Source organism: Streptantibioticus ferralitis (assembly GCF_029223525.1).
Taxonomy (GTDB): domain Bacteria; phylum Actinomycetota; class Actinomycetes; order Streptomycetales; family Streptomycetaceae; genus Streptantibioticus_A; species Streptantibioticus_A ferralitis.
In genome coordinates this window covers 154,937-176,851 of record NZ_JARHTQ010000001.1, presented here as the reverse complement: position 1 = coordinate 176,851, position 21,915 = coordinate 154,937, and the positions used below count along the sequence as shown (strand labels likewise).

Annotated in this window: 20 protein-coding genes and 2 pseudogenes; 11 read left to right on the top strand and 11 right to left on the bottom strand. The window is 65.9% G+C overall.

Annotation, left to right across the window (positions count from 1 at the left end; translation table 11 throughout):
* Window positions 1–14: 14 nt before the first annotated feature.
* From P2L57_RS00810 to P2L57_RS00770, 9 genes and pseudogenes are all read right to left on the bottom strand, one after another.
* Complete coding sequence (locus P2L57_RS00810) at window positions 15–422, bottom strand: hypothetical protein (protein WP_275806505.1); 408 nt, start codon at window positions 420–422, stop codon at window positions 15–17.
* Window positions 419–2,530: an AAA family ATPase gene (locus tag P2L57_RS00805; protein ID WP_275806503.1), complete on the bottom strand. Its 2,112-nt coding sequence runs from the start codon at window positions 2,528–2,530 to the stop codon at window positions 419–421. Before P2L57_RS00805 ends, P2L57_RS00810 begins: the two co-directional genes overlap by 4 nt.
* Window positions 2,531–2,783: 253 nt before the next feature.
* Complete coding sequence (locus tag P2L57_RS00800) at window positions 2,784–4,943, bottom strand: DEAD/DEAH box helicase family protein (protein WP_275806501.1); 2,160 nt, start codon at window positions 4,941–4,943, stop codon at window positions 2,784–2,786.
* A 429-nt stretch (window positions 4,944–5,372) separates the two neighbouring features.
* A pseudogene (locus P2L57_RS00795) lies at window positions 5,373–5,529 on the bottom strand (ISAzo13 family transposase); the annotation flags it as partial.
* A 156-nt stretch (window positions 5,530–5,685) separates the two neighbouring features.
* Window positions 5,686–6,285, bottom strand: coding sequence for a class I SAM-dependent DNA methyltransferase (locus tag P2L57_RS00790; protein WP_275806499.1), 600 nt, complete (start codon window positions 6,283–6,285; stop codon window positions 5,686–5,688).
* A 958-nt stretch (window positions 6,286–7,243) separates the two neighbouring features.
* Window positions 7,244–8,428: a metal-dependent hydrolase family protein gene (locus P2L57_RS00785; protein WP_275806497.1), complete on the bottom strand. Its 1,185-nt coding sequence runs from the start codon at window positions 8,426–8,428 to the stop codon at window positions 7,244–7,246.
* Complete coding sequence (locus P2L57_RS00780) at window positions 8,425–9,564, bottom strand: MAB_1171c family putative transporter (RefSeq protein ID WP_275806495.1); 1,140 nt, start codon at window positions 9,562–9,564, stop codon at window positions 8,425–8,427. The genes P2L57_RS00785 and P2L57_RS00780 overlap by 4 nt, the downstream gene beginning before the upstream one ends.
* Entirely contained in the window at window positions 9,564–10,085 is a 522-nt protein-coding gene (locus P2L57_RS00775) for a hypothetical protein (protein ID WP_275806493.1), read from the bottom strand. The genes P2L57_RS00780 and P2L57_RS00775 overlap by 1 nt, the downstream gene beginning before the upstream one ends.
* On the bottom strand, window positions 10,085–10,567 hold the full coding sequence (locus P2L57_RS00770; protein WP_275807574.1) for a hypothetical protein: 483 nt from the start codon (window positions 10,565–10,567) through the stop codon (window positions 10,085–10,087). Before P2L57_RS00770 ends, P2L57_RS00775 begins: the two co-directional genes overlap by 1 nt.
* 286 nt (window positions 10,568–10,853) lie before the next feature.
* On the opposite strand from P2L57_RS00770, the gene P2L57_RS40090 reads away from it, so the two are divergent.
* Entirely contained in the window at window positions 10,854–11,540 is a 687-nt protein-coding gene (locus tag P2L57_RS40090) for a helix-turn-helix transcriptional regulator (protein ID WP_275806491.1), read from the top strand.
* A 239-nt stretch (window positions 11,541–11,779) separates the two neighbouring features.
* Here the strand turns inward: P2L57_RS40090 and P2L57_RS00760 are convergent, their stop codons facing one another.
* Window positions 11,780–12,757: an aldo/keto reductase gene (locus P2L57_RS00760; RefSeq protein WP_275806489.1), complete on the bottom strand. Its 978-nt coding sequence runs from the start codon at window positions 12,755–12,757 to the stop codon at window positions 11,780–11,782.
* 357 nt (window positions 12,758–13,114) lie between these two features.
* Between P2L57_RS00760 and P2L57_RS00755 the strand changes: the two genes are divergently transcribed.
* The 10 genes from P2L57_RS00755 to P2L57_RS00710 are packed head-to-tail and all read left to right on the top strand — an operon-like array spanning window position 13,115 to window position 21,041.
* Complete coding sequence (locus P2L57_RS00755) at window positions 13,115–13,489, top strand: hotdog fold thioesterase (RefSeq protein WP_275806487.1); 375 nt, start codon at window positions 13,115–13,117, stop codon at window positions 13,487–13,489.
* Window positions 13,486–14,508, top strand: a complete 1,023-nt coding sequence (locus tag P2L57_RS00750) for an AvrD family protein (RefSeq protein ID WP_275806485.1) — start codon at window positions 13,486–13,488, stop codon at window positions 14,506–14,508. The genes P2L57_RS00755 and P2L57_RS00750 overlap by 4 nt, the downstream gene beginning before the upstream one ends.
* Complete coding sequence (locus P2L57_RS00745) at window positions 14,505–15,506, top strand: beta-ketoacyl-ACP synthase III (RefSeq protein ID WP_275806483.1); 1,002 nt, start codon at window positions 14,505–14,507, stop codon at window positions 15,504–15,506. Before P2L57_RS00750 ends, P2L57_RS00745 begins: the two co-directional genes overlap by 4 nt.
* A 58-nt stretch (window positions 15,507–15,564) precedes the next feature.
* A complete protein-coding gene (locus P2L57_RS00740) occupies window positions 15,565–15,816 on the top strand; it encodes an acyl carrier protein (RefSeq protein ID WP_275806481.1) in 252 nt (83 codons plus the stop codon).
* 22 nt (window positions 15,817–15,838) lie between these two features.
* Complete coding sequence (locus tag P2L57_RS00735; RefSeq protein ID WP_275806479.1) at window positions 15,839–16,537, top strand: histidine phosphatase family protein; 699 nt, start codon at window positions 15,839–15,841, stop codon at window positions 16,535–16,537.
* Window positions 16,534–16,827: a putative quinol monooxygenase gene (locus tag P2L57_RS00730; RefSeq protein ID WP_275806477.1), complete on the top strand. Its 294-nt coding sequence runs from the start codon at window positions 16,534–16,536 to the stop codon at window positions 16,825–16,827. Before P2L57_RS00735 ends, P2L57_RS00730 begins: the two co-directional genes overlap by 4 nt.
* 3 nt (window positions 16,828–16,830) lie before the next feature.
* Complete coding sequence (locus P2L57_RS00725) at window positions 16,831–18,414, top strand: FAD-dependent monooxygenase (RefSeq protein WP_275806475.1); 1,584 nt, start codon at window positions 16,831–16,833, stop codon at window positions 18,412–18,414.
* A gap of 34 nt (window positions 18,415–18,448) precedes the next feature.
* Window positions 18,449–19,027 (top strand): carboxymuconolactone decarboxylase family protein, encoded by a 579-nt coding sequence (locus P2L57_RS00720; protein WP_275806473.1) that lies wholly within the window; start codon window positions 18,449–18,451, stop codon window positions 19,025–19,027.
* A 60-nt stretch (window positions 19,028–19,087) separates the two neighbouring features.
* Window positions 19,088–20,068, top strand: coding sequence for an aldo/keto reductase (locus tag P2L57_RS00715; RefSeq protein WP_275806471.1), 981 nt, complete (start codon window positions 19,088–19,090; stop codon window positions 20,066–20,068).
* Between the two features lie 25 nt (window positions 20,069–20,093).
* Window positions 20,094–21,041: a 3-oxoacyl-ACP synthase III family protein gene (locus P2L57_RS00710; RefSeq protein ID WP_275806469.1), complete on the top strand. Its 948-nt coding sequence runs from the start codon at window positions 20,094–20,096 to the stop codon at window positions 21,039–21,041.
* Between the two features lie 270 nt (window positions 21,042–21,311).
* Here the strand turns inward: P2L57_RS00710 and P2L57_RS00705 are convergent.
* Window positions 21,312–21,902, bottom strand: a pseudogene (locus P2L57_RS00705) (transposase); the annotation flags it as partial.
* Window positions 21,903–21,915: the final 13 nt, after the last annotated feature.

Below are 21,915 nucleotides of genomic sequence, written 5' to 3'. Positions count from 1 at the left end.
GCGGCCCATCGCTCTCAAGCGGCAGGCACTTCGATCGCGTTGAGCAGTGCCAGGATGGGCTCGTTAGCACCCAAGCAGTGCTCCGCCACCCATTCGAGGCCGTAGTCAGCGTAGCCGGATGCGAGCCTTATGACATCTCGCGGCTGCGCGAGTATTGCCTCGCCCTTTTTGGCCACCGCGAGCAACTCAAGGTGAACGATGCGCCAATCGTCGCTCGCGAAGATGGTGCCATCTGCGAACTTTCGTACTTCGTCCGAACGCTTACGCTGCTGGCCGTGCTTGACACCGATGCACAGACCAAGCCACCACGCGTCGATCATTCGCCCCACCGGTTTTCCCGGCCCGAAAAACTGGCTGATCTTCGGATGCAGGTCTGCCGGCATGGTCATCTCGACAGACGCGTATGGGTTCATACCGCTCACACCACAGATTCCTCTCTGAACCGCAAGCCGAGATCGTTATCCTGGCGCCGCGCGCAGATCTTGCACTGCTCTCGGTGGCTGCAGCCACAGCTGCGGGAATGCGGCTCGTCTTCGGCCCACTTGTACACGAGATCGAGTGGATAGTGCTGGCTAGATGACAAGGTGTTGAATGCGCCAGCCCTCTCGTCGAGGATATGTTCCACGCCAGCGAGCTCGGAACGCGTCAATAGCAGCACGACTTGGTACGGCGTTTCGTCGGGCGCAGGAGGACGTGTGATGGCTTCGACCATGCGCTCCTTGGTGGTGCCTGAGACCATTCCCAGCGGGGTGTCTATGAACCGCGGCGCGACGGTGCCAGCAACTTCCATGAGCGACCAGACGAATGCGAGCGTTAGGGCTCGCTGGGAGGCTCCGTTTACCTCGAAGTCAGGGTCAAGTTTGTTGTCGTGCTGGCTGGAAACGACGATGTCAAAGCTGCTAGTGATTGACGTCGAGGTGATGACACCCGTGGTATCGCCGTTGTCCGCACCAATGATGTCCTTGAACATGCGGTCAAGCCGGTTCGAGACCCGCTGGACGTAGGGTCCCTCAAGCTGTTCCTGCACCGCCCTTGCCAGACTCAGGAGATCGAGTCCGACGTCACGCCTAACGGCAAGATCCCGCGAGATATTGGCGTTACGTTCGGCGTTCCTTTTCTCTTCGCGTTTTTGGTCGCAGTCGTACTGTACGGTCACGCGGCGAGTATCCAGGGTCCCTAGCTTAAAATTAACGTCGCCCTTCTTGCGGTCGAGTTCGGCGAGCTCCTCGGTGAGCTCCCGAACCCTTTCCTCGTCAATCAAGGCACGGCGCTCCTTGGCTGCCTGCAAGGCAGTCGTTTTGCTCCGGATCGAGTCCGCCAGCTTTGCAAAGTCTCCTAGAGCCTCGGCATGCGCTTCTGTGAAGTCCTGCTGATTGACACTGCGCAGTGCCTTCGCGCGGTACCGCAGGTCGGTGAGTCGGTCCGCGATCGGGTCTCTGCCCTGTTGCTCGGCCAGCAACTTGGCGACTTCATCGCGATGAGTTGAGCCTGGATCCAGTGTTTCCCCGCATATGCAGACGCCGAGCTCGAGTCGATCTTCCAAGATCTGTGTCGAGGTCTTCGGGATCTTGCGTAGGTCCGTCAGCTTGTCCAGCCGTGCCAGGGCCATCGTCAGCGGGCCACAGGCAAGAGTCCAAGACAGGGCTTCGCTGCGCAACAGGCCAGTCATCGTGGCAAGGTTCTTCCGCCGATAGCCCTCGAGCGAGGCCAGATCCTGCTCTAGCCCTTGTATTTCTTGGTTGATGGCGTCGAGTTCACCGATGCCTCGGATAGATTCCAGTTCGCGGGTTTTGCGACTTTGGTTCTTCTCGATGTTTCCGAGCCGAACCGTGAGCCTCTCGTATTCGTCATCGATCTCCTTGAGGGCTAGTTCGAGCTTTTCGAGTTCACTCGTGACCCTTTCCAGTTTGCCACCGGCATCCCGGGCGGCCTTACGGTCAAGCGTGCGCTGTACTGCCTCAATATCAACGACTGCCGTCCGAAGCTGACGGATCCCGAGTAGACTCTCGATCGCGAGATGTACCTTCTCTTGCCGCAGCCGAGCTTCTTGCTTACCGGTGATGAACTTCTGAACGTCGTCGCCGTTAGTGAAGAAGATGTCTACGAGTCTCTTTGGAAGCCACTGGTCCAGCCAGGACTCCGGCTGGTCGAGCTCCTTATCGCCTGCTGCAGTGAGCTTTGAGAGCTTCACGACCTCCCGACCACGATCCACTGGTCCGGTCGCCTGGGGGGTTTCCTGAACGTGTCGCGTGAGCCGGTAGTCTGCGGTTCCGGCTTCGTCAGTGATCTGGAAGTCAAGAACGACCTCGATCAAGACCGGTGATCCTGCGGGTGCGGCCTTGGAGGAGAACCGGATATCTCTGGGGCTGGCGATGTTCTTGAGCGCATCCATTCCGTATAGGCCCCAGATAATCGCATAGTGCAGGGACGTCTTGCCTGACGCATTCTCGGCTCGAATGACAGTCAGCGGTTTAGCGGGGTCGATCGAAAGTTGGATGTCGATGTCTCTGAGCAGCTTGAAGTTGTGCACTCTGATACGTTGGATTCTCATTGATCGCTTCCACCGCCGAGTGATGCCGCCATACTCCCCACCTTCTCCACGAGCTTGGTGATGAGCTCCTGCCGCTGCCGAGAGCTCGTCATGTGATCCTGTTGCCTCGTGATTTCATCGAGTGCATCGATGAGGTCCTCGTGATATCCCTCATAACGCAGCGGGAGATGTTTCACCTCGACTCTCGCCACTTCTCGGATGCGAGGAGTTGTTGCCATTCCGCTACCCCTGACTATAGTGCGGTCTCATACTTGCCGATGATCTCGCGAGGGCCGTCGTTGTCGTACTCGTTCTCGGCCGTACTAGCGAACTCACGTGCCCTGGCAAGCTCCCCGTGCAAGATTGAGCGCGCAGCTGTCGTATCAAGCTGCGGCGGAACAACTAGAAAGTCGTGTAACTCGGCGGTCTTCTTCCCAGGGGATTGACGGAGGATTCTCCCTCTCCTTTGAATCCACTCCCGCCGGACTGTGCTAGATGCGAGCAGGTATGCAGTATCTGTCTGCGGGAGGTCCACGCCTTCGTCGAGGACCTTCATAGCCGTAAGGACCTGATAGTCGCCGTCGGCGAAGCGTTCGAGATATTGAGCGGCACTTGAACTGGAGGTTTCTTTATTTGTGTACTGATGGAAGCGGATTCCGAGTCGGCGGAGCGTACTGTTGACGAGGTGGATCTGTGGTGGCCCAGCTAGCGCTACTGGCTTGGCGGAGGTGTATATGAGTGTCCGGGCGACGTTCGCGGGTCCAGCCGCGTCTAGTAGCTGCTCGAGTGCGGGAATCTTGGCCTGCGCCTGTTCAAGTACGGCTCGGCGCTTTCGCAGGAGATGCTCGACCTGGGCGTCATGGCCGAAGTCCTTGCCGTCGTCGGACCCAACGAATCCCTTGCGCTGTAGCTTACGTGTGAGGTCCTCGTACTCGGCTATCTCTTGGTCGGTTAGTTCCACCTCGTGGAGGTGGTAGTTGTATGGCGTCAAGCATCCGGCACTGATGGCGTCCCTGAGCGTGAACTCGAAGACCGGCGGTCCGAAGAACTGAAAGAGCGCTTCCGTGCCGTTGGCATCGTACTGACGAGTTGGTGTTGCTGAGAGGCCCAGGCGAATGTTGAATCGGTGTGGCGCCTTCGTTACGAAGCCCGCCGAGCCGAGGTTATGTACCTCATCGCCGATAAGTACGGCGAGTACTTCATCAGGCAGCTCGGCGATGAAGCTGCGCATGTGCTCGTCTTCGGTGAAGAGCTTTTGGGTGCAGAGAATGACCGCCGTGAACGGGTCTTGTCCTGCGAGTCCTGCGCGGATCTCCTCAAGTAGGCTGCGCCGCCGCGGGCTTGCCATCGTGCTCGGCTGGAACGGCTCAACTCCAAATCCTCTGATGGCTTCTGCCCATTGCCGTACGAGCGGTGCGCTCGGCACGATAACCATGACGAGCGTAGGGCCTTTGTGTCTGTCCTGCTCGTGGACTGCGGTGATCAAAGCAGTTTGCGTTTTGCCGCCACCAGTGGCGATGGCCAGAACCCCTCTAGACCCGTTGCCTAGGAACGCGTCCACAGCGCGGCCCTGATGACCGAACTTACCAGTCCTCCATTCGACGTTCTCTGGAATCGTGAGCAGCCGTGGGTTAGCTACATCGATACCGGGTGGGAGTGGCGGTGCAAGGCCATGTGCATGATCTGTGTGCCACGCCCGCCAGAAGTCATCGATCGACGGGGGCACTGTTCCCGTACGCCGCCGCGCGACCACATGCAGGCCGTCCTTTAGTGCGATGCAGAGAACGTGAGGACTCCTATTCGCCCACTGGGTGTCCCACCGCGACAGGAGCTTCGTTACGCGGGCTTGCGAGGCAGAACCGTCTGCCCACGGTCGGTCGACGCTCATTTGTTCGCCATTGACCAGAAGGCCCCGGGATGTGGCGTTGCCCGATCCGTGGATTGCCGTCCAAGCGCTCCCCGAGCGTAGCAGCCACAGTTTCTTGTGGTACATCCCTTGCTTCATCAGCGCGAATCGAACTACCAGGCGTTTTGCAGCGACAAGATACGCAAGGCAGTCAAGGGTGTGATGGACCAAGGCGTGCTGCGACAGTGCAGCCTCTTCAAGTAGCCGATCTACAGCGTTCTGGATAGCCTCTTCAGGCGATAGCGCCCCGCGGATAAGCGCGTCGCAGTCCGCATCGTTGATTGAGGGGCTGATGAGCAACTCGACGGCTCCATTGCTCCGTTCAAGGAACGAAGCCAGGCCAGGCGCAATCTGAGCCAGGCACTGTGAGCTGAAGAAACCCGCTCCGACTCGGGCATGATCTGCCACGGACATGGCCGGGATCAGGACCTCGCCGATCAGGTCGTCCTCGGGGATGTCGTACAGAGATTCGACGTTAGCGAGAACTGTCTTGAACTCACTCGTCACGGATTCACCTTGGCGTTGATGCGCGCGATCCTCCCGCCAGGGGTTAGGGGAGGCCGGGTGACAGTGCCGCGAACGGCACAGCGCTCCTTCTTGCTCCCCATGGCCCCTCCGAACCAGCAATCCATGCTGACGCCACATCAAGTATATGGTCACAGTACTCTTCGTCACCCTCAATCGGGGTAGCTGGCTCGGATCCTGCAGTGGTCGATCGGCGTCCACGCTGCAGTTCGTGGTCGTGCCGGATCGCAGTTGGGCGCTAACGGCCTGCCCGGCGACTTACGGTTGCGTCGGCGGTGGCATGTGCGGGCGATGGCCTGATGGCTGCGGCGCTAACGTGACGAGTGCAGGCCGTGCCGACCGCTTTCACTGGAGTCGGTTGAGTGGCCGTCACGATCAGCGGCAGGTTGTCGACCATGTCGGCGGAAGCCGGTAGCCCCGCCAGGTCAGCTCCGTTGCGAGGTTCCGGGTCGGCTTCGTCGTCCAGCGCAGCGGCGACATCGGATTGCCCCGCTCATTCGGTCGACCAACGCGCAGGCCCGGGTCCAGCTAGGTCGCTTTTCCGGCCTCCGCCTGCCCGGCACACCCGCCTCAACGAAGCCTGGGAGGAGGCCAGTTCAGTCACCGTGTGTGTCACGGCGCGTTCCCGGACCCACTCGCACGGGCGACAAGCCTGATCCCCGCCATGCCCCAGCGAACCGAGCAGACCGCGAATCAGGCGGAGGCCGCTTTGGTCTGTAGTTGATCAACCGCGCTGTGCGCTGAGGTGGAGCCAGTTCCGGTGAGTGGACCGTCGCGAGTAGCTCAGCACGTCGAATCCCGCCAGGGTCAATTGCTGGATCAGTGGTTCGATTCGATGGAAGACGTACCAGCGCCGGTAGGTCTGCGCGTAGGAAACGGGCTCCCAGCCTTCACCGTCTCCCTCAACCACGCTGAGCGATAGCAGGCCGCCAGGCCGCAGGACACGACTGAACTCGGCCAGCACATCCGGGACCTCGGGTCTGGGTATGTGCAGCATCGCGGCTACGCACCACACCGCATCCATTACTTGGGCTGGCAGCGGGAGCGCGCGCATGTCGGTTTGTACGAGGCCAGGCACACCACCACAGGTAAGCATCTGTCGGGACAGATCGAAGCCGACGACCCGGAACCCACAGTTCCGCAGGAGCAGGGTGTGGTGTCCTGGGCCGCAGCCGATGTCCGCGACGCGAGCATCGGATGGCAGCGCCGCGACTAGGCGATTGAGTTCGGCGTTGACCCACGCAGAAGGTGCGCTCCACCGGTGCGCGTACTGCGCCGCGATGGCGTCATAAGTGGCGCGTGTGGTGCCAACGTAGTCGCTCACGCAGCAACCCTATGGCTCGACTGTCAGCTTCCAGCCCTTGCGGAGCGCACCCGCCGACACGTCAGCGGGCCAGGCAGGCGGCGAGGAACGTTCACGGGACCGGCCGTCGTCGGGAGCGCCTTCATGCCCTGGTCAGGCACCCTGCCGCCAGGGATTTCCCAGGGACTTTTCAGGGACTTTCAGCGCTGTCCCAGGGACTTTTCAGGGACAATCCGCCAGGTAAGCAGGGAAGGCCCTGACAGCGTCGAAAGACTCAAAACTGCAGTTCAGGGCCTATCCGCCTAGCACTCGATGACGTTCACCGCGAGCCCGCCGCGGGCGGTCTCCTTGTACTTGACCTTCATGTCGGCAGCCAGTGATCAGGGCACTGACCTGCGGGTTTGTGGCTGTACGGCTGCTTCGATCGGGCGCCGGGGACAATACGGGGACTTCTTGTCACCGTCAGCTACACCGGACGGTAGGCGGAACCGGCTATGTGGGGTCAGCGGTGCGTGGCCTGGAAGCCGCAGATCATGGGGTGTCCGCCAATGGTCTCGTAATGCGTAGGTCTCGGGTTCGAATCCCGAAGGCGGCTCCATGGGAAACCGCATGTCAAGCCTTTGACCTGCGGATTCTTTTTTCAACCTTGGAATGTGTGCCCAGAGTGTCTTGTCGCCTGTGCATGGGATGATAGGTGAAGGGTTCTACGGCTCCGGAATCGGTGATGCGTTTCTGGTGCCGGAGGATGTCGCTGACCTGCTATTTCTTGATAATCCGCTGACGCTGAGATCAGGGTCAGTAGGGTCGGGGGCGGCCAACGGGTGGCGATCCGTGCAGCGGCAGTGCATTGAAGGAGCCCGAGGCGCTGTGAGCGGAGCCTGAAGAGGCGTTGCTCCTTGTGGCCCGTCGACAAATGCTGGGTTCGGGCATGTGATTTGCGATACGCGCGTGACGGGTGCTCGCGCAGGTCCCGCGCTCCTCACCTGGTGACCGGGCGACCTGCCGTGAAGATGTGTCGGATCTCGCGGAGGGCGCCCAACTCGGTCAACGGGTTGCCGTCGACGACGATGAGGTCGGCGCGCATGCCTGGAGCGAGGGCGCCTGTGTCTGACAGTCCGAGGGCATGGGCTGCGTTGACGGTGGCCATGTCGAGGATCTCGGCATGGGTGAAACCGAGCGAGTCGAAGAATTCGAGCATGCCGACGTAGTCGCCGAAACGTGCCCCTGGCACGCCCGCGTCGGTGCCGGCGATGAACCGGACACCGGCCTCCCGCATTGCCAGGATGACCTCAATCATCGCCTTGGCTCGCTCAGGCCCCATTTGATCGAGGAACAGCCGCCAGTCCCCGGAGACGCAGCGGCAGACGGCCACGTCGTTCTCGACCATGCGGCGTACGACCGCCGGATCGTGGACGATGCCCTCCGCGGTGCGCCAGGAACAGTGCTCGAGCGTACGGACACCGGCGGTCACACAATGGGCGATGGTTTCCGAGCCGTGCGCGTGCGCGGCCACTCCCAGACCGTGGCGCTCGGCTTCCTCGACGATCAGACGCAGCTGACCGGGCGTGAACTGTGCCTCCCACATACGCGGGCCGCTCGGGGTGAGCGCGCCGCCCGAGGCCATCACCTTGATCAGATCGGCTCCGGCTGCCGCGTTGCGGGCGATCTGTGCCCGGATGTCGTCGTCCGTGCTCACTTCACCGCCGAGGAAGCCGCAATGGCCCCCACGTGAGGTCAACGGCGCGGTCGCGGCGATGATACGTGGCCCGACCGTGTCCCCGGAGTCGATGGATGCACGCAATGCCACGGTGAGCGCGTCACGGTCACCGAGATCCCGTACGGTCGTCACCCCGGCGGCCAGCATCTGTTCGGCGTGGTCCGCGATGGAGGCGGACAGCTCGCCCGGGTCTGCCTGGGCAACCGCACTGATTGGATCCGGACCTGCGTCGAAGGCGAGGTGGACATGGCAGTCGATCATGCCGGGCATCACCGTCGCTCCGGGACACCGCAACCGAGGCACCTGCGTATCGACCGCTGCGTCCAAGTCGGCGGCGGCACCGACGGCGGTGACCATGCCGGACTCGACGAACACGGCGCCGTCGACGGTCACCTGATCCGCGGGTCCGGCGATGACGCGGTCCGCGGTGATCAGTACCTTGTTCATGATGTCCTTTCGCGCAGGGCGTGTGACAGAGAGATGAGTTCGTCGGCGTCGGCGCCCAGGTCGGTGGCAGCGGGCGATGCGACGAGAGCGGCGGGAAGTTCGGTGTGCGGGCACTCGGTCGTCGGCTTCAGCGCCAGCGCCTCGGTGATGTGCCGCGCGAGTTGATCGGCCGGGCCATGGGCAAGATCGGCGTCGGGGGCGACACGAGTCAGGTAGGGACTCAAGCGCACCAGTCCGTCACGGCATTCGATGAGCCGACGATAAAATCGCCGCTCGTAGGCACGGTGCTGGCGGAGACGATGCCATCTGGACCCGTCCGGGGGACGGGTCAGGACGAGCTCCGGATAAGCGGCGGTCAGCGCCGTCCACAGTGCGGCAAGCTCGTGATACATGCGGCGGTGGTGCACGAACGACCGCAGGCGGGTGATCAGTTGCACGCCGCCGGAGTAGCAGATTCCGATGAGGACAATGCCCATGGCCCAGTTGGACAGCGACCAGTTCACCGTGTTGAACGCCTCGTGCGACCCGGGTTCGTCAATGCGCAGGGCCACCAGGATCATTCGGTTGACCGACGTGATCGTCAGTCCGATGAGTCCCAGGGCCATGGTCAGCAGGCCAAGCCCGAGGTTCCGGGACGCCCTGCGGGCATAGCGCAGGGCCCACAGGGCGGACGCCAGGTAGGCGTAGACGAAGTAGGCGTTGCCGACGAGGTAGAACGAGGCGATGGCTGGATGTGCCATGTCCGGAGTGCTCAGGGAGTGGTCGCGCATCCCCGCAGGTGTAGCGATCATGGCGAGGACCAGAGCGGTCAGCGTACCGGCGAGCAGGCCGGTGTTGATCCGCAGGTGCCGACGGTATTCGGCGTCCGAGCCACGCATGGCGGAGACGAAGACCAGGACGAGGGTGAAGAGGCCGGACATGTATAGCCCGTTGAACGCCACCTTGCCGAGGCCGACGGCCGTGGCCGTGTCGATCGTCTCGTTGACCTCGGGGAAGCTGAGGATCTCCCCGGCCATCAGGAGGACCAGTGAGGCGACAAGGAAGCGCAGCACCCGGTCGTGCGGGGCACGTATTAGGTCTATGCCCTTCCATAACACCCCGACACTCAGCAGGATGATCAGCGGTACTTGGAACATCACGCCCATCCCCAAGGGGGGTTCAGCGCCGAACGCAGCGGGTCCAGGGCCGGGTCCTCGGGTGTACGGGCACTGACGTAGTCGATGACTATCGCCCACTCCTGGATGATCGTCGCGACCAGTTCGGCCTCGCGTTCGTAGTCCTCGGTGTAGCAGGTGCGACGGAAGCCCCGGGTGATCAGGTCACGGGGGAAGTCCGGGCCGAGATCGGGGAATTCCCCGCCCGGGTCACCGTCGTCTTGGTGATCGGCGAGAATATGGCCGACCTCGTGCAAGATGATGTGATCCTGGTGAACGCGGGTAGTTTCCTCCTGATAGAAGATGACCTCCTCGTTCGGCCGGGACATCCATAATCCGAATGGTCCCGGGACCGGCAGTGCCCAGGGAATCAGCCGGATGGGTTTGCCCAGATGTTCACCGAGTCTGCGACACAGGTCATTCACGTGCAGTGGAGGTTGGATGTCGAGTTTCCGCAGCAGCTGTTTGCACTGCCGGCGCAGCTCGCGTTCACGTACAGCCACTATGTCCCTTCTTGTGATCCAGTGCCTGGATCGGGAGTGTCGTCCTGATCGAAGACCGCAATCATCTTGAACAGTTGCTTGCGCATGGCCGGTGTCATTGCGCCCGCCCGCATCGCGATCGCCCGCACCTGGTGATCAGCGAGTCGCTGCCGCAACAGCTCATCCTCGGGATCGTCCTGGGCGACCAGTGACTGCACTGTGATCGGTGCTGTTCCCGGGGGGCGGTGGTCGTCGAAGAACTTGGCGAGACCCTCCAGCACGCTCAACGTCGGGTTGGTGTGCGACCCGTTGCGCAGCATCGCCAGGTAACTTCGGGACAAGGTTGCCGGATGTGACGTGTCGGCGGTGACTGCCTTGGCCACTTCGGCGGTCGAGTACTCCCTTTGCCGACCGTGGGCATTGGTCAATCGTGCCATCGCAAACAAGGCGTTCAACCGCTCAGCCAGTGACCGCCGTTGCCCCTGGCCGCTCCCTGCCTTCATGATCACACTCCCAGCATAAGTTCGATCGCCGCGCTCTCAACATCGCAAATCGGCCATGTTGCGTCATCTATTGGACTACTTGCGTACCTGGTTGACCTCAAGTGCGGCTGGGCGCCAATATATTGGATGCTTCGCCAAAGTATTGATGGATGGCGCGGAGGGTGCGAGAGGTGCGGTGGCCCCTCCCCGGGGCGAACGGGATCGACCACACACGGGCCCTATCGATCAACCTCACTCGTGAGTGAACCGGCCGCACCCGGCTGAATAGCTACAGATGGAGAATCACGTGTTACTCGGACCGGACTCAGCGCCCCCAGCGCTGCAGCCACTGACCGATTCCGACGCCCTGGCGACCGTGCTGGACACCATGCGCATCCGCAGGGTGCGCGAGCTGCGGCTCGCGCTGCCCCGGCGCCCCTGCGACCGGCTGGTGCGCGAGCAAGCGGTGCAGTTGAGCGCCGAGCTCGCGGGCCGCGGGGCGCAGGTGCGCGTTCTACACCTCGGAGACGCCGACCGCGATCCAGCCTACGCCGACGACACCCGGCGGATCGCCGCGTCCGGCGCGCGCATGCGAATGCTGCCGCATCTGCCGGTCTGGATGGCGGTCGCCGACCGGGACCTGGCCATCGTGCTCCCTGACCCCGGCTTCGGGGACTCGTCGGCGACGCTGCTGCGAGGGCCCATCCTGGTGGGGGCCTATCAAGCTCTCTTCGACCAGGTCTGGGCGCTCTCCACCCCGTCGGCCGACGTACCGGGCGACGCCACGCGCGCGGCGGAGCGGGGCGGGCTGAACACGCGGGAGCGGGAGGCGCTGGTACTCCTCGCCGAGGGTCTGACCGACGAGGGCATCTCCCGCCGAACCGGCCTGTCGGTCCGCACGATCCGCCGCACCATTGCGGGGGTGATGGCTAAGGTGGAAGCCCAGAGCCGCTTCCAGGCGGGAGCGGAGGTGGTCCGGCGGCAGTGGATCTGAGCTGGCGGGGTACGACTGACCGCGGCGGAACCAACGTGGGCGGAAGGGGGGCTGGCTCCCGACCGCGGCGCAACCGGCGCCGACCGCAGCGCCGCGGGGCGAGCAGAACCGGGCCCCACCTCAACAGAACCACCGCGGGCACCAGCCGAACTGATCCGTCCCCAGCCCAACTGGCGCCGACCTGTGGGAATCCACACCGGCCACCGGCAAACACTCCACCCGGCCCACCGACTGACCGCCTACAATCCCGTCCGCGCCAAGTCCCCCTCCGCGTACCGCTCGCCGCTCGGCGGGGTCAGGGTGTCGAGGCGGGCGAATTGCCCCGGGGTGAGGACGACGGCGTCCGCCGCGGCGTTCTCCTCGATACGGGCCGCCCGCTTGGTGCCGGGGATCGGGGCGATGTCGTCGCCCTGCGCCAGCAGCCAGGCGAGCGCCACCTGGGCGGGCGTCGCACCGACGTCCGCGGCGACGGCTTCCACCTCGTCGACCATCCGCAGATTCCGCTCGAAGTTGCCTTCGGCGAACCGGGGTGTGGTCAACCGGAAGTCACCTGGGTCGAGTTCCTTGGTGGAGCGGATCGCTCCCGTGAGGAACCCGCGCCCGAGCGGCGAGTAGGCGACGAGCCCGATGCCCAGCTCGCGGAAGACCGGCAGGAGCGACTCGGCGGGCTCCCGGGACCACAGCGAGTACTCCACCTGCACCGCGGTGACCGGGTGGACCGCGTGCGCCCTGCGGACGGTGTCCACGCCGGCCTCGGAGAGCCCGATGTGCCGGACCTTGCCCTCGCTCACCAGCTCGGCCAGCGCGCCCACCGTGTCCTCGATCGGCGTGTTCGGGTCGACACGGTGCTGGTAGTAGAGGTCGATACGGTCCGTGCCCAGCCGCCGAAGCGAGCCCTCGACGGCCTTGCGTACATTGGCTGGTGAGCTGTCGATCACGTTCAGGCCGGCGCCGTCGTGAGAGACCAAGCCGAACTTCGTGGCGATCACGACCTCGTCGCGCCGCTCGGCGACGGCACGGCCGACGAGTTCCTCATTGACGAACGGGCCGTAGATCTCGGCGGTGTCGATGAAGTCGACGCCCAGGTCGAGCGCCCGCCGGACGGTGCGGACCGCCTCCTCCTCGTCGCTGCCCGCTCCCGTGTAGTAGTCGGACATCGTCATGGCGCCCAGGCCGATGCGTGAGACCTCGAGCCCGCCGAGCGAAATGCGCTGCACTGCGACCGCGCTCCTTTCCTGTTCTGTCAACTCCACGTACACCCAGGCACAGCTGGGTAACACGCACCGAAACACTCCCGAGTTTCTGGCAGGTTACCGCTGCTGTACAAGCCTTCCGCATCCAGGGGGAAGTGCCGCGCCATTGGCAGCTACAGGCCATGAGCCTTTCGGTCACCGTACCGCCGTGTTTTACTCGAATCAGCCCGCCGGTGCGGGCCGCGGAAACAGACGGAGACCTTAATGCCGAAGATGATGCTAGGACCGATGCAGGTCGACCGCTCATTCGAAAGCGAGCAGCTCACTCGGCGCCTGGGTATTGAAATCATCACCTGCGAAAAGGGACTGGTGGTGGGCACCATGCCCATTTCCGGAAATCGCCAGCCGGTGGGTATTCTGCACGGCGGCGCGAACGCGGTGCTCGCCGAGACCCTGGGTTCTGTCGCCGCTTTCCTGTACGCCAGTCCCGGCGGGAACGCGGTGGGCATCGATCTGTCATGCACACACCACAGATGGGTCTCCTCGGGGACCGTTACGGGAGTGTGCCGGCCCCTTGACGAACGGCAGTCCGTGGCCTCGTACGAGATCGTCGTCACCGACGACTCCGGGAACCGGACCTGCACGGCACGGCTGACCTGCGCCATCCGGCGCGGAGGTGGCCGCAGACGCGGTCTGCGCAACGCACCCGGCCAGCGGACCGAGCCGGACGACATCCGACGAACGGAGCACCGATGACCACGAGTTCAGCGCGGACCGTGCTGGCATCCGTCGACGACCACCTGGGACCCGCGGAGCAGCGCTTCTTCGGCCGCGGCTTCCGCCGGGTCGGCTACGACATCGGCGCCACGCACCTCTCCCACACCGCGGACGGTTCCGTCCTGGCGCGTTCCTCGGTGGGCGTCCGGTACCCAGCCGACTGGTCGAAGAAGGGAGCGAGCACCGACCTTCGCCCGCACTTCAGCACCGTCGACGGCATCGTCATCGCCGCCCAGCTGGCCGAGGCGTGCCTGAGCACCCCCGGTGCCGATCTGCGCGACGCCTGGCTGCGCAAGGTGCGGATGACCGCCGGCGCCAGCCCCCAGGAGGACCTCGACCACCTGCCCGCCGAGGCGACCCTGCGCCACACCGACCCGGTCGCCGGGGACCCCACGCGCGCGGTGTCCGTGGTGGACTGCGCGGTCGGCACCATGCGCATCCGCTGCGAGGTCGAGCATGCTTACGCACCGGCCCGCCCCGGGAACTCGGACGAGGAACGGACGTACTCCGGCCTCGAAGCGATCCTCGGCCCCACGGCGAACCGCTACTTCGGCACCGGCTTCACCACCCGCCGCCAACTCGTCCGCGACGTGGACGTGGACCACCGCGCCCTGCGCGCCGACGCTACTCTGGCCGTCACCCACGAGAACGGGGCCCTCGTGCCCACGGCCGGACTCGAGGGCACCCACCAGCCGTCGGTGTCGGTGATCGACGCCTTCGTGACGGCCCTTCAGCTGGCCCAGATCATGCTGTACGACCTCGATGGCATGCGCCGCCAGGACAGCAACACCCTGTGGATGCGCCAGACCACGCTGACCGCGTCCCGGCCCGATCGGCCCACCGAGGGCATCCGGGTGACGACCCGTCTGGACGAGCCCGGACTGCTGCGCATGGGCGGCGGCGTCTGGCGCACCTTGGACGTCGTCGCCGAACTCGCCGGCCTCCACGTGCGGTCCTCCGTCGCCCATCGGCTCCCGGAAGGGACGGCCGCGATATGAGCCGCGCAGCGGTGGTCGCCGGCGTGGGCGGTTACGTGCCCCCGCGCGTGGTGACGAACGACGAACTCGCCCAGCGCCTCGACACCTCCGACACCTGGATCCGCACCAGGACCGGCATCGCGCAGCGCCATGTCGTCGACGCGGGCACGACCACGAGCGACCTGGCCGTCGAGGCCGGTCTGCGGGCGCTGAAGAACGCCAGCGCGGACGGCGCCGACTTGGTGATCGTCGCCACCACCACCCCCGACCGCCCCTGCCCTGCCACCGCGCCAGCCGTCGCCGCCCGCTTGGGCCTGACCGACGTACCGGCGTACGACGTGGCGGCCGTGTGCTCCGGCTTCGTCTACGCCCTCCAGGCCGGCTCGGCTGCGGTGACCGCGAGATTCGCTGAGCGGGTCCTGGTCATCGGCGCCGAGTCGTTCAGCACCATCCTGGACCCGGCCGACCGCACCACCTCCGTCATCTTCGGCGACGGAGCCGGCGCCGTACTGCTGCGGGCTGGCGAGCGCGAGGAACCCGGTGCAGTGCTGGACGTGCACCTCGGCAGCGACGGCTCCATGGCCGACCTGATCACGGTGCGCGGCGGCGGCGTCGAGGAGCGTACCCGGGGCGCGGAGCCGCGCCCGGAGGACCGGTACTTCCGCATGGACGGCAAGTCCGTGTTCTTCGCCGCGGTGCGCCACATGGCGGAGTCCTCGCGCACGGTGCTGGCAAGTACGGGCTGGGAGGTCGCCGACATCGACCGGCTGGTGGGCCACCAGGCCAACATCCGCATCATCCAAGCCGTCGCCGACCAGCTCGGACTACCGCCGGAACGTGCCGTGCTGAACATCGACCGCGTCGGCAACACCTCCGCCGCCTCCATCCCGCTCGCCCTCGCCGACGGGATGGCCAACGGTTTGCTGACGGCGGGCGACCGCGTGCTGCTGACGGCCTTCGGCGGCGGCGCCACCTGGGGCTCGGCCACCCTCACCTGGCCGGATCTCCCGGTCGGCTGAGCTACGTACCCAAACACCCAGTCAAATTCCGTTTCTTTAAAACCACTTGAGGTGACCCATGACCGGTTCCGTGACCACGATGATCATCGAAATCCTCACTGGTAAGTTCGAGATACCGGCGGAGGACGTGTCCCAGGACACCGTCTTCGAGAACCTGGCGGTGGACTCCCTGGCCCTTCTGGAGATGTCGCTGATCCTGGAGAAGCGGCTCGGCGTCTCCATCGCGGAGGGCGTGCTGACCGCCCAGCAGAGCATCGACGAGGCCGCCCGCGTGCTTGAGTCCCTCGGCGCCACCGCGTCCGCCGCCTGAGCGCACCGAACAGGCCGCCGTCATGCGTATCGTGCTGCTCCGCCATGGAGAGACGGACCGCAACACCGCGGACCGCTTCCAGGCCCAGGCCGACATCCCCCTGAACGACGCGGGCGTACGACAGGCACAACAGATCGCCCGCTCGCTGCGGCCCGGCGGCTGGGCCGCGGTGTACTCCTCGCCGCTGGCCCGTGCCGCCCAGACCGCCGCTTACTGTGCGGGCCGGCTCGACATCCCCCACCTGCGCCTCGACGGGCTGCGCGAACGGCACCTGGGCGCCCTCGACGGCCAGGACCGCGCCGATTTCGCCCGGCAGCACCCGCGCACCATGCGGCGGCTGCTCACCGACCCCGACTACGGCCCACCGGACGGCGAGACGGGACGCATCGCGCTCTCCCGCTTCGCCACGGCCGTGCGCGATATCGCGGAAGAGGCCGATCGGTACGCCACAGGGCTCCCCGTCCTGGTCGTCACCCACGGCGGCGTACTGAACCTCCTGACCCGGGCCCTGACCACCGACGTCGAGGCGCCGGACGCGCTGGTCGGTACCTGCGCCGCCGTCTGCCTCGACGTCGGGCGGTCGCCCGGCGACCGCCGATCGGCCGCCCTGCTCCGGTGGGACGTCGCCCCCCACGAGTGCGAGGACGCGCCCACTCCCGCCCGCCCCCTTCCCCTCGTCGCCCTCGACGACCTCATCGCCAAGGAAGTGACCCGCACATGAGCATCGAGATCACCGTTCTCTTCGACGTCGTACCGGACCGGCTGACGGACACCGTCGAAGCCTTCAACGAGCTGTGCGCCGCGACGCAGCAGGAAGAGGGCGTCCTGCGGTTCGACGCCTGGCGGTCCGCGGAGCACGAAAACGTCGTCGTGCTGGTCGAGGAGTGGGCCGATCAGGGGGCCATCGACCTGCACATGAAGGAGCCGTACGTCGCAGACTTCCTCGCGAGGGTCGACGGCGCGTATCTCCGTGCGCCGTACGTCCACCGCCTGCGTCCCCTCGACGCCTGAGCCATGGCACGCGACACACAGCTGCCGCGCGTCCTCGTCGTCGGCGCCGGTCCCGTCGGGATGGTTCTGGCCAGTGAGCTGCTGGCGCACGGGGTCCGGGCCGACGTCATCTCTAAGCTCCGCAGGCAGAGCCCGCACTCGCGCGCCACGATCCTGTGGCCCCGCATCCTGGAACTCCTGGACCGTGTGGGCGTGGGCAGGAAGCTGGTCGACAACGGCCACTACTTCGACCAGATGAACTACTACTCGAACAAGAAAATGATCGGCCTGATCCGGTTCGACCGGCTGCGGGGCGTCGGCTATCCCTTTGCCATCACCATCCCTCAGTGGCGCACCGAGGCGATCCTCGAGGAGCACCTGACGGCGCTCGGCGGCATGATCGACTACGACACCACGTTTGTCGACGGCGCCCAGCACCCGGACGGGGTGGAGTGCCGGCTCCAGCTGCCCGACGGCGGCTCGGAGACCCGTACATACGACTACGTCGTCGGCGCCGACGGCTACAACAGCGTCATCCGCGAAGCGTTCGGCTTCCGGTTCGCCGGCCGGACCCTGCGCACCCGGCTGGCCATCACCGACGCCGAGATCGTCGGGGAGACCACCAGCAGCGAGGCAGCCTACTACCTCACCCGGACCGGGAACATGGTGCTGGCGCCGCTGGGTGACGGGATCTTCCGGGTCGGCGCGAGTGTGCCCGTCGGCTACACCGGCGACACCCCCGACCGCGCCTTCTTCGAGACGTTGCTCGCCGAACGCGTCCCCGGGGCGCGCAGGCTCGGCGAGATGAAGTTCAGCGGCGTCTTCACCGCCCACGTCCGCTCGGCTAGCACCTACGGCAGCGGCCGGGTCTTCCTCACCGGCGACGCGGCCCACGCGATGAGCCCGTCGGGCGCCCAGGGCTTGAACACCGGGATCCAGGACGCGGTCAACCTGGGCTGGAAGCTGGCCGGCGTGGTGCGCGGTGCCTACCGCCCCGAGCTGCTGGACAGTTACGACGTCGAGCGCAGGCCGGCCGTCGACCAGGTCTCTGCACTCTCCACCCGCCTTGCGAAAATCGGCTTGTACCCGACCCGGCACCAGACCCTCGCCCGGGACGCCGTCTACCGGCTGGGCACTGGCACCCAGGTCCTGGAGAAGGTGCTCGCGCCCCGCCTGGCCCAGCTCGACACCCACTACGGCCCCCGCCCGAGGCGCCGTGCCCTGGTGCCGGGCGAGCGACTGCCGCTGGGTTGGCGGGAGTCGAGCACGGCCCCCGTCCTCGCCGTGGACCGCTACTCCGTGCTGCTGTGGCCCGGTCTGCAGTACCGGTACGAGCGGTGGGCCGCGCTCGCCGAACAGCTGCGCGAGCAGGTGACCGCGGCGACCGTCACCGACCTGGGCGGCCGCCCGCCGGGCCCGTTGCTGAGCAAGCTCCCCCGCGAGGCCCACGCCCTGGTCGTCCGCCCCGACGGCCACCTCGATGCCCTCGTCCCGCTGGACGACCGCACCCCCATGACGGTCGTACGCGCGGTCGAACGGACCCTGGCCCGGCACGTTCTGCCCGAGCTCGCACCGGCCCCGCAACTCGCGGGCCTGTCCGCCCAGTAACCCCACTCTGTTCCGGAAACGAAGGAGTCCCACCATGACGACGACCATCGACACGACCACCACCCCCCGCGTCACCCTCACCGCGGTCGCCGACATGACGCCCGAACAGCGGGCGGTCTACGAGAAGTTCGAGTCCAACCTCACCCGCGCCCTGCTGCTGACCAAGAACTCCGCCGCCGCTCACCTCGCACTCGGCGGTACCTTCACCGTCGGTCTGCTGAGCCTGCTGGACCGCGAGGTCATCGTGCTGCGCGTGGCCAAGCTGCGCGACAGCGAGTTCGAGCGCCTGCTGCACTACCCCCTGGCGAAGAAGGCCGGCCTGAACGACACCGAGATCAAGGCGATCGAGGACGGCCTCTACGACGAACTCCCGGCCTGCCGCGCGGCCCTGGTCCGTTACGTCACCGAGTGCATGGTCGACCACAAGGCGAGCGCGGATTCCTTCTTCGCGCTGCGCGAGCACTACTCGCAGAACGAGATCGCTGAGATCACCCACCTGGCGGGCCACAGCGCCATGACTGCCATGTACCTGGCCAGCCTGGACATCCCTCTCGACGAGGGCATCGCCTCCTGGGGCCGACTGACGGAGGTCCAGAACGAGTTCAAGAGCTGACCCCGGCCGCCTGACCCGAGAGGAAAAAGAGGAAGCAAGAGCAAGACGAGAGGAAGAACGTTGCAGTACGTCCGGCTGGGCTCTACCGGCCTGAAGGTGTCCCGGCTGGCTCTGGGCTGCATGAGCTATGGCGAGCCCGGGCTCGGCACCCATCCGTGGTCGCTGCCCGAGGAGGAGAGCATCCCGTTTATCGCCCAGGCCCTCGACCTCGGCGTGAACTTCTTCGACACCGCGAACATCTACTCCCTCGGCACCAGCGAGGAATTCCTGGGCCGCGCCGTGCGCAAACTGACCCGGCGTGACGACGTGGTCATCGCCAGCAAGGTGTACGAGAAGCTCACCGACAACCCGCTGTCCGGAGGCCTGTCGCGGTCGGCGGTCATGCGTGAACTCGACGCCAGTCTGAGCCGGTTGGACACCGACTACATCGACCTCTACATCGTCCACCGATGGGACTATGAGACCCCCGTCGAGGAGACGATGGAGGCGCTGCACGACGTGGTGCGCGCCGGCAAGGTCCGCTATATCGGCGCCTCGTCGATGCACACCTGGCAGTTTGTGAAGGCGCAGTACGTCGCCGACCTGCACGGGTGGACGCGGTTCGTGAGCATGCAGAACCACTACAACCTCGTCAACCGCGAGGAAGAGCGCGAGATGCTGCCGTACTGCCGCGCTGAGGGCGTCGGCGTCACGCCGTGGAGCCCGCTGGCCCGCGGTCGGCTCGCCCGGGAGTGGGACACGGAGTCCGCCCGTACCGCGGGCGACCCGGTCCAGGAGCGCTTCTACGGCCGGACCGAGGCGGCGGACCGCGCGGTCGCCCGGGTGGTCGCGGAGATCGCCGCCGAACGCGGCGTCCCCATGGCCCAGGTCGCCCTCGCCTGGCTGCTGCGGCAGCCGGCCGTCACCGCGCCCGTCGTCGGCGCGACGCGGAAGCGCCACCTCGAAGACGCGGTGGCGGCTCTCGACCTGAAGCTCGACGACACCGAAGTGGCCCGGCTTGAGGCGCCCTATGTGCCGCACGCCGTCGTGGAATACGTCTGACCGACAGGCAGGTGGAGGAACAACCGTGGGAATAGCCGACTTCGCTCTGGAGATGCCGAGCGGGAAGAAGAGCGTCACCGAGGTCAGCCGGGAGTCCGGGTACGGCGTGGAGAAGCTCGGGCAGATCCTGCCCTCGGGCAAGTTCTCGGTACTGGCCGAGGGGGAGACCTCCTGGGGCCTGGGCCGCGACGCCGCCGCCCGCGTCCTGGCCAGGAACCCGGTTGCGCTCGACGAGATCGGCCTCGTCCTCTATGCAGGCTCCAGCGAGTGGGGTACGCCCTTCTGGTCGCCCGCGGCGAGGATCGCCCTGGAGCTGGGGATCGAGCAGGCGCACTGCTACGAGGTCTCCAACTTCTGCAACGCGGGCATGGTCGCCGTGAAGCTCGCGGATGACCAGGTCCGGGCGGGCACGCACAAGCACGCCCTGGTGATCATCGCGGACCGGCTGAGCCAGCTCGTCGAGTACGGCACCGGCTATATCGAGCTGTTCAACTTCGCCGACGGCGCGGCCGCCGTACTAGTCTCCGCCGACGCCAGGTACGAGGTCCTCGGCGGCGCCCACCACACCGATCCGCAGTGGGTGGACTCGTACTATGGCGAGATCAAGGGCGGCGAGATCAAGGTCGAGAGGGGCGAGAAGCTCGACGGTCTCGCCACCGCGTTCATCGACAACTTCACCACGCTGACCCACAAGGTCCTCGCCCAGGTCGGGGCGGAGGTGGCCGACGTGGCGTACTTCCTCGTCACCCACGGCAACCAGGACACCCACCGCACATACCTGGCCGAACTGGGTGTGGACCCCTCCCGCAGCGTCTTCCAGTACGAACTCGACGGCCACCTCGGCGGCGCAGACCCCTTCCTCGCCCTGGAACAACTGGAGCGGGAGGGCCGTATCGCCTCCGGCGACCTGGTCATCGTGGCGACCGCCGGATCGGGCTTCACCTGGGGTGTCACGGCGATCCGGCGGACGTAGCTCCGCGCAGGGCTTCTCGCATACCGCAGCGCGAAAGCCCCCGGTCCTGTTCCTCGGATGCTGACTCTGTCGGGGATCTTGGTGTCGTCTGCTCAGTCTCTGGCGGACCGCCAAGACCTCGGCCGGGGGATTCCGTGCTGGTCCAGGAAGTTCTGGAAGGCGGTTGGCGGCCGGGACGGGGGTACTTTCTCCGGTCGGCTGCCGTCGGCTGAGGCGCTCGATGTTTGCGGCGATGGCTGTGAACACGTGCTGTAGGTGGGCTTTCTGCTGTCCCCGGTAGCGGCAGCGGCGCATGCCGTGTCCGTGAGCGAGCTCGTTGATGGTGCCTTCCACTCCGGAGCGGGCCGCATACCGGGCCTGCCATTCGGGTGTCTGCTGCTCGGCCCGGACTCGGAGTTGCAGATCGCGGAGTTCTCGCGGGGGAAAGCCCACGGTCCGGGCGCCGTCGGTGGTGGTCGTGCAGCGGGTGCGGACCGGGCAGGGACGGCACTGGCTCTTGGCGAACCGTGCCACGACCAGAGGTGCCGCGGTGGGTGAGGAGGTCGGATAGGGGCCGTGCCATCCCGCGCTGGTATCGCCCTGCGGGCAGGTGACCTGCCGGCGATCGAAGTCGATGTGGAAGTCGTCGCGGCCGAAGCCGTCGTTCTTGCGGTGCTGGCGGGTGGAGTTGACCGGCAGCGGTCCGGTGACCGTGACCTGGTGCTTGCGGGCTGCCTGTTCCAGATGGACCAGGGAGGTGTAGCCGCCGTCGACCAGGTGCTCGGCGAGCAGCAGCCCGCGGCGCTTCAGCCGGGTGTGGATGCCGGGCAGAGCCTTCGCGTCGTAGCCGGTGGCGTCGGTGGTGGCCACATCCGTGATCACGTTGACGCCGTCA

Bases quoted from the DNA above. Each gene is read 5' to 3' on its own strand.
- P2L57_RS00740 (WP_275806481.1), top strand. From the start codon at position 15,565: ATGACCGGTTCCGTGACCACGATGATCATCGAAATCCTCACTGGTAAG.
- P2L57_RS00735 (WP_275806479.1), top strand. From the start codon at position 15,839: ATGCGTATCGTGCTGCTCCGCCATGGAGAGACGGACCGCAACACCGCG.
- P2L57_RS00750 (WP_275806485.1), top strand. From the start codon at position 13,486: ATGACCACGAGTTCAGCGCGGACCGTGCTGGCATCCGTCGACGACCAC.
- P2L57_RS00725 (WP_275806475.1), top strand. From the start codon at position 16,831: ATGGCACGCGACACACAGCTGCCGCGCGTCCTCGTCGTCGGCGCCGGT.
- P2L57_RS00755 (WP_275806487.1), top strand. From the start codon at position 13,115: ATGCCCATTTCCGGAAATCGCCAGCCGGTGGGTATTCTGCACGGCGGC.
- P2L57_RS00720 (WP_275806473.1), top strand. From the start codon at position 18,449: ATGACGACGACCATCGACACGACCACCACCCCCCGCGTCACCCTCACC.
- P2L57_RS00745 (WP_275806483.1), top strand. From the start codon at position 14,505: ATGAGCCGCGCAGCGGTGGTCGCCGGCGTGGGCGGTTACGTGCCCCCG.
- P2L57_RS00770 (WP_275807574.1), bottom strand. From the start codon at position 10,567: ATGAAGGCAGGGAGCGGCCAGGGGCAACGGCGGTCACTGGCTGAGCGG.
- P2L57_RS00780 (WP_275806495.1), bottom strand. From the start codon at position 9,564: ATGTTCCAAGTACCGCTGATCATCCTGCTGAGTGTCGGGGTGTTATGG.
- P2L57_RS00785 (WP_275806497.1), bottom strand. From the start codon at position 8,428: ATGAACAAGGTACTGATCACCGCGGACCGCGTCATCGCCGGACCCGCG.
- P2L57_RS00730 (WP_275806477.1), top strand. From the start codon at position 16,534: ATGAGCATCGAGATCACCGTTCTCTTCGACGTCGTACCGGACCGGCTG.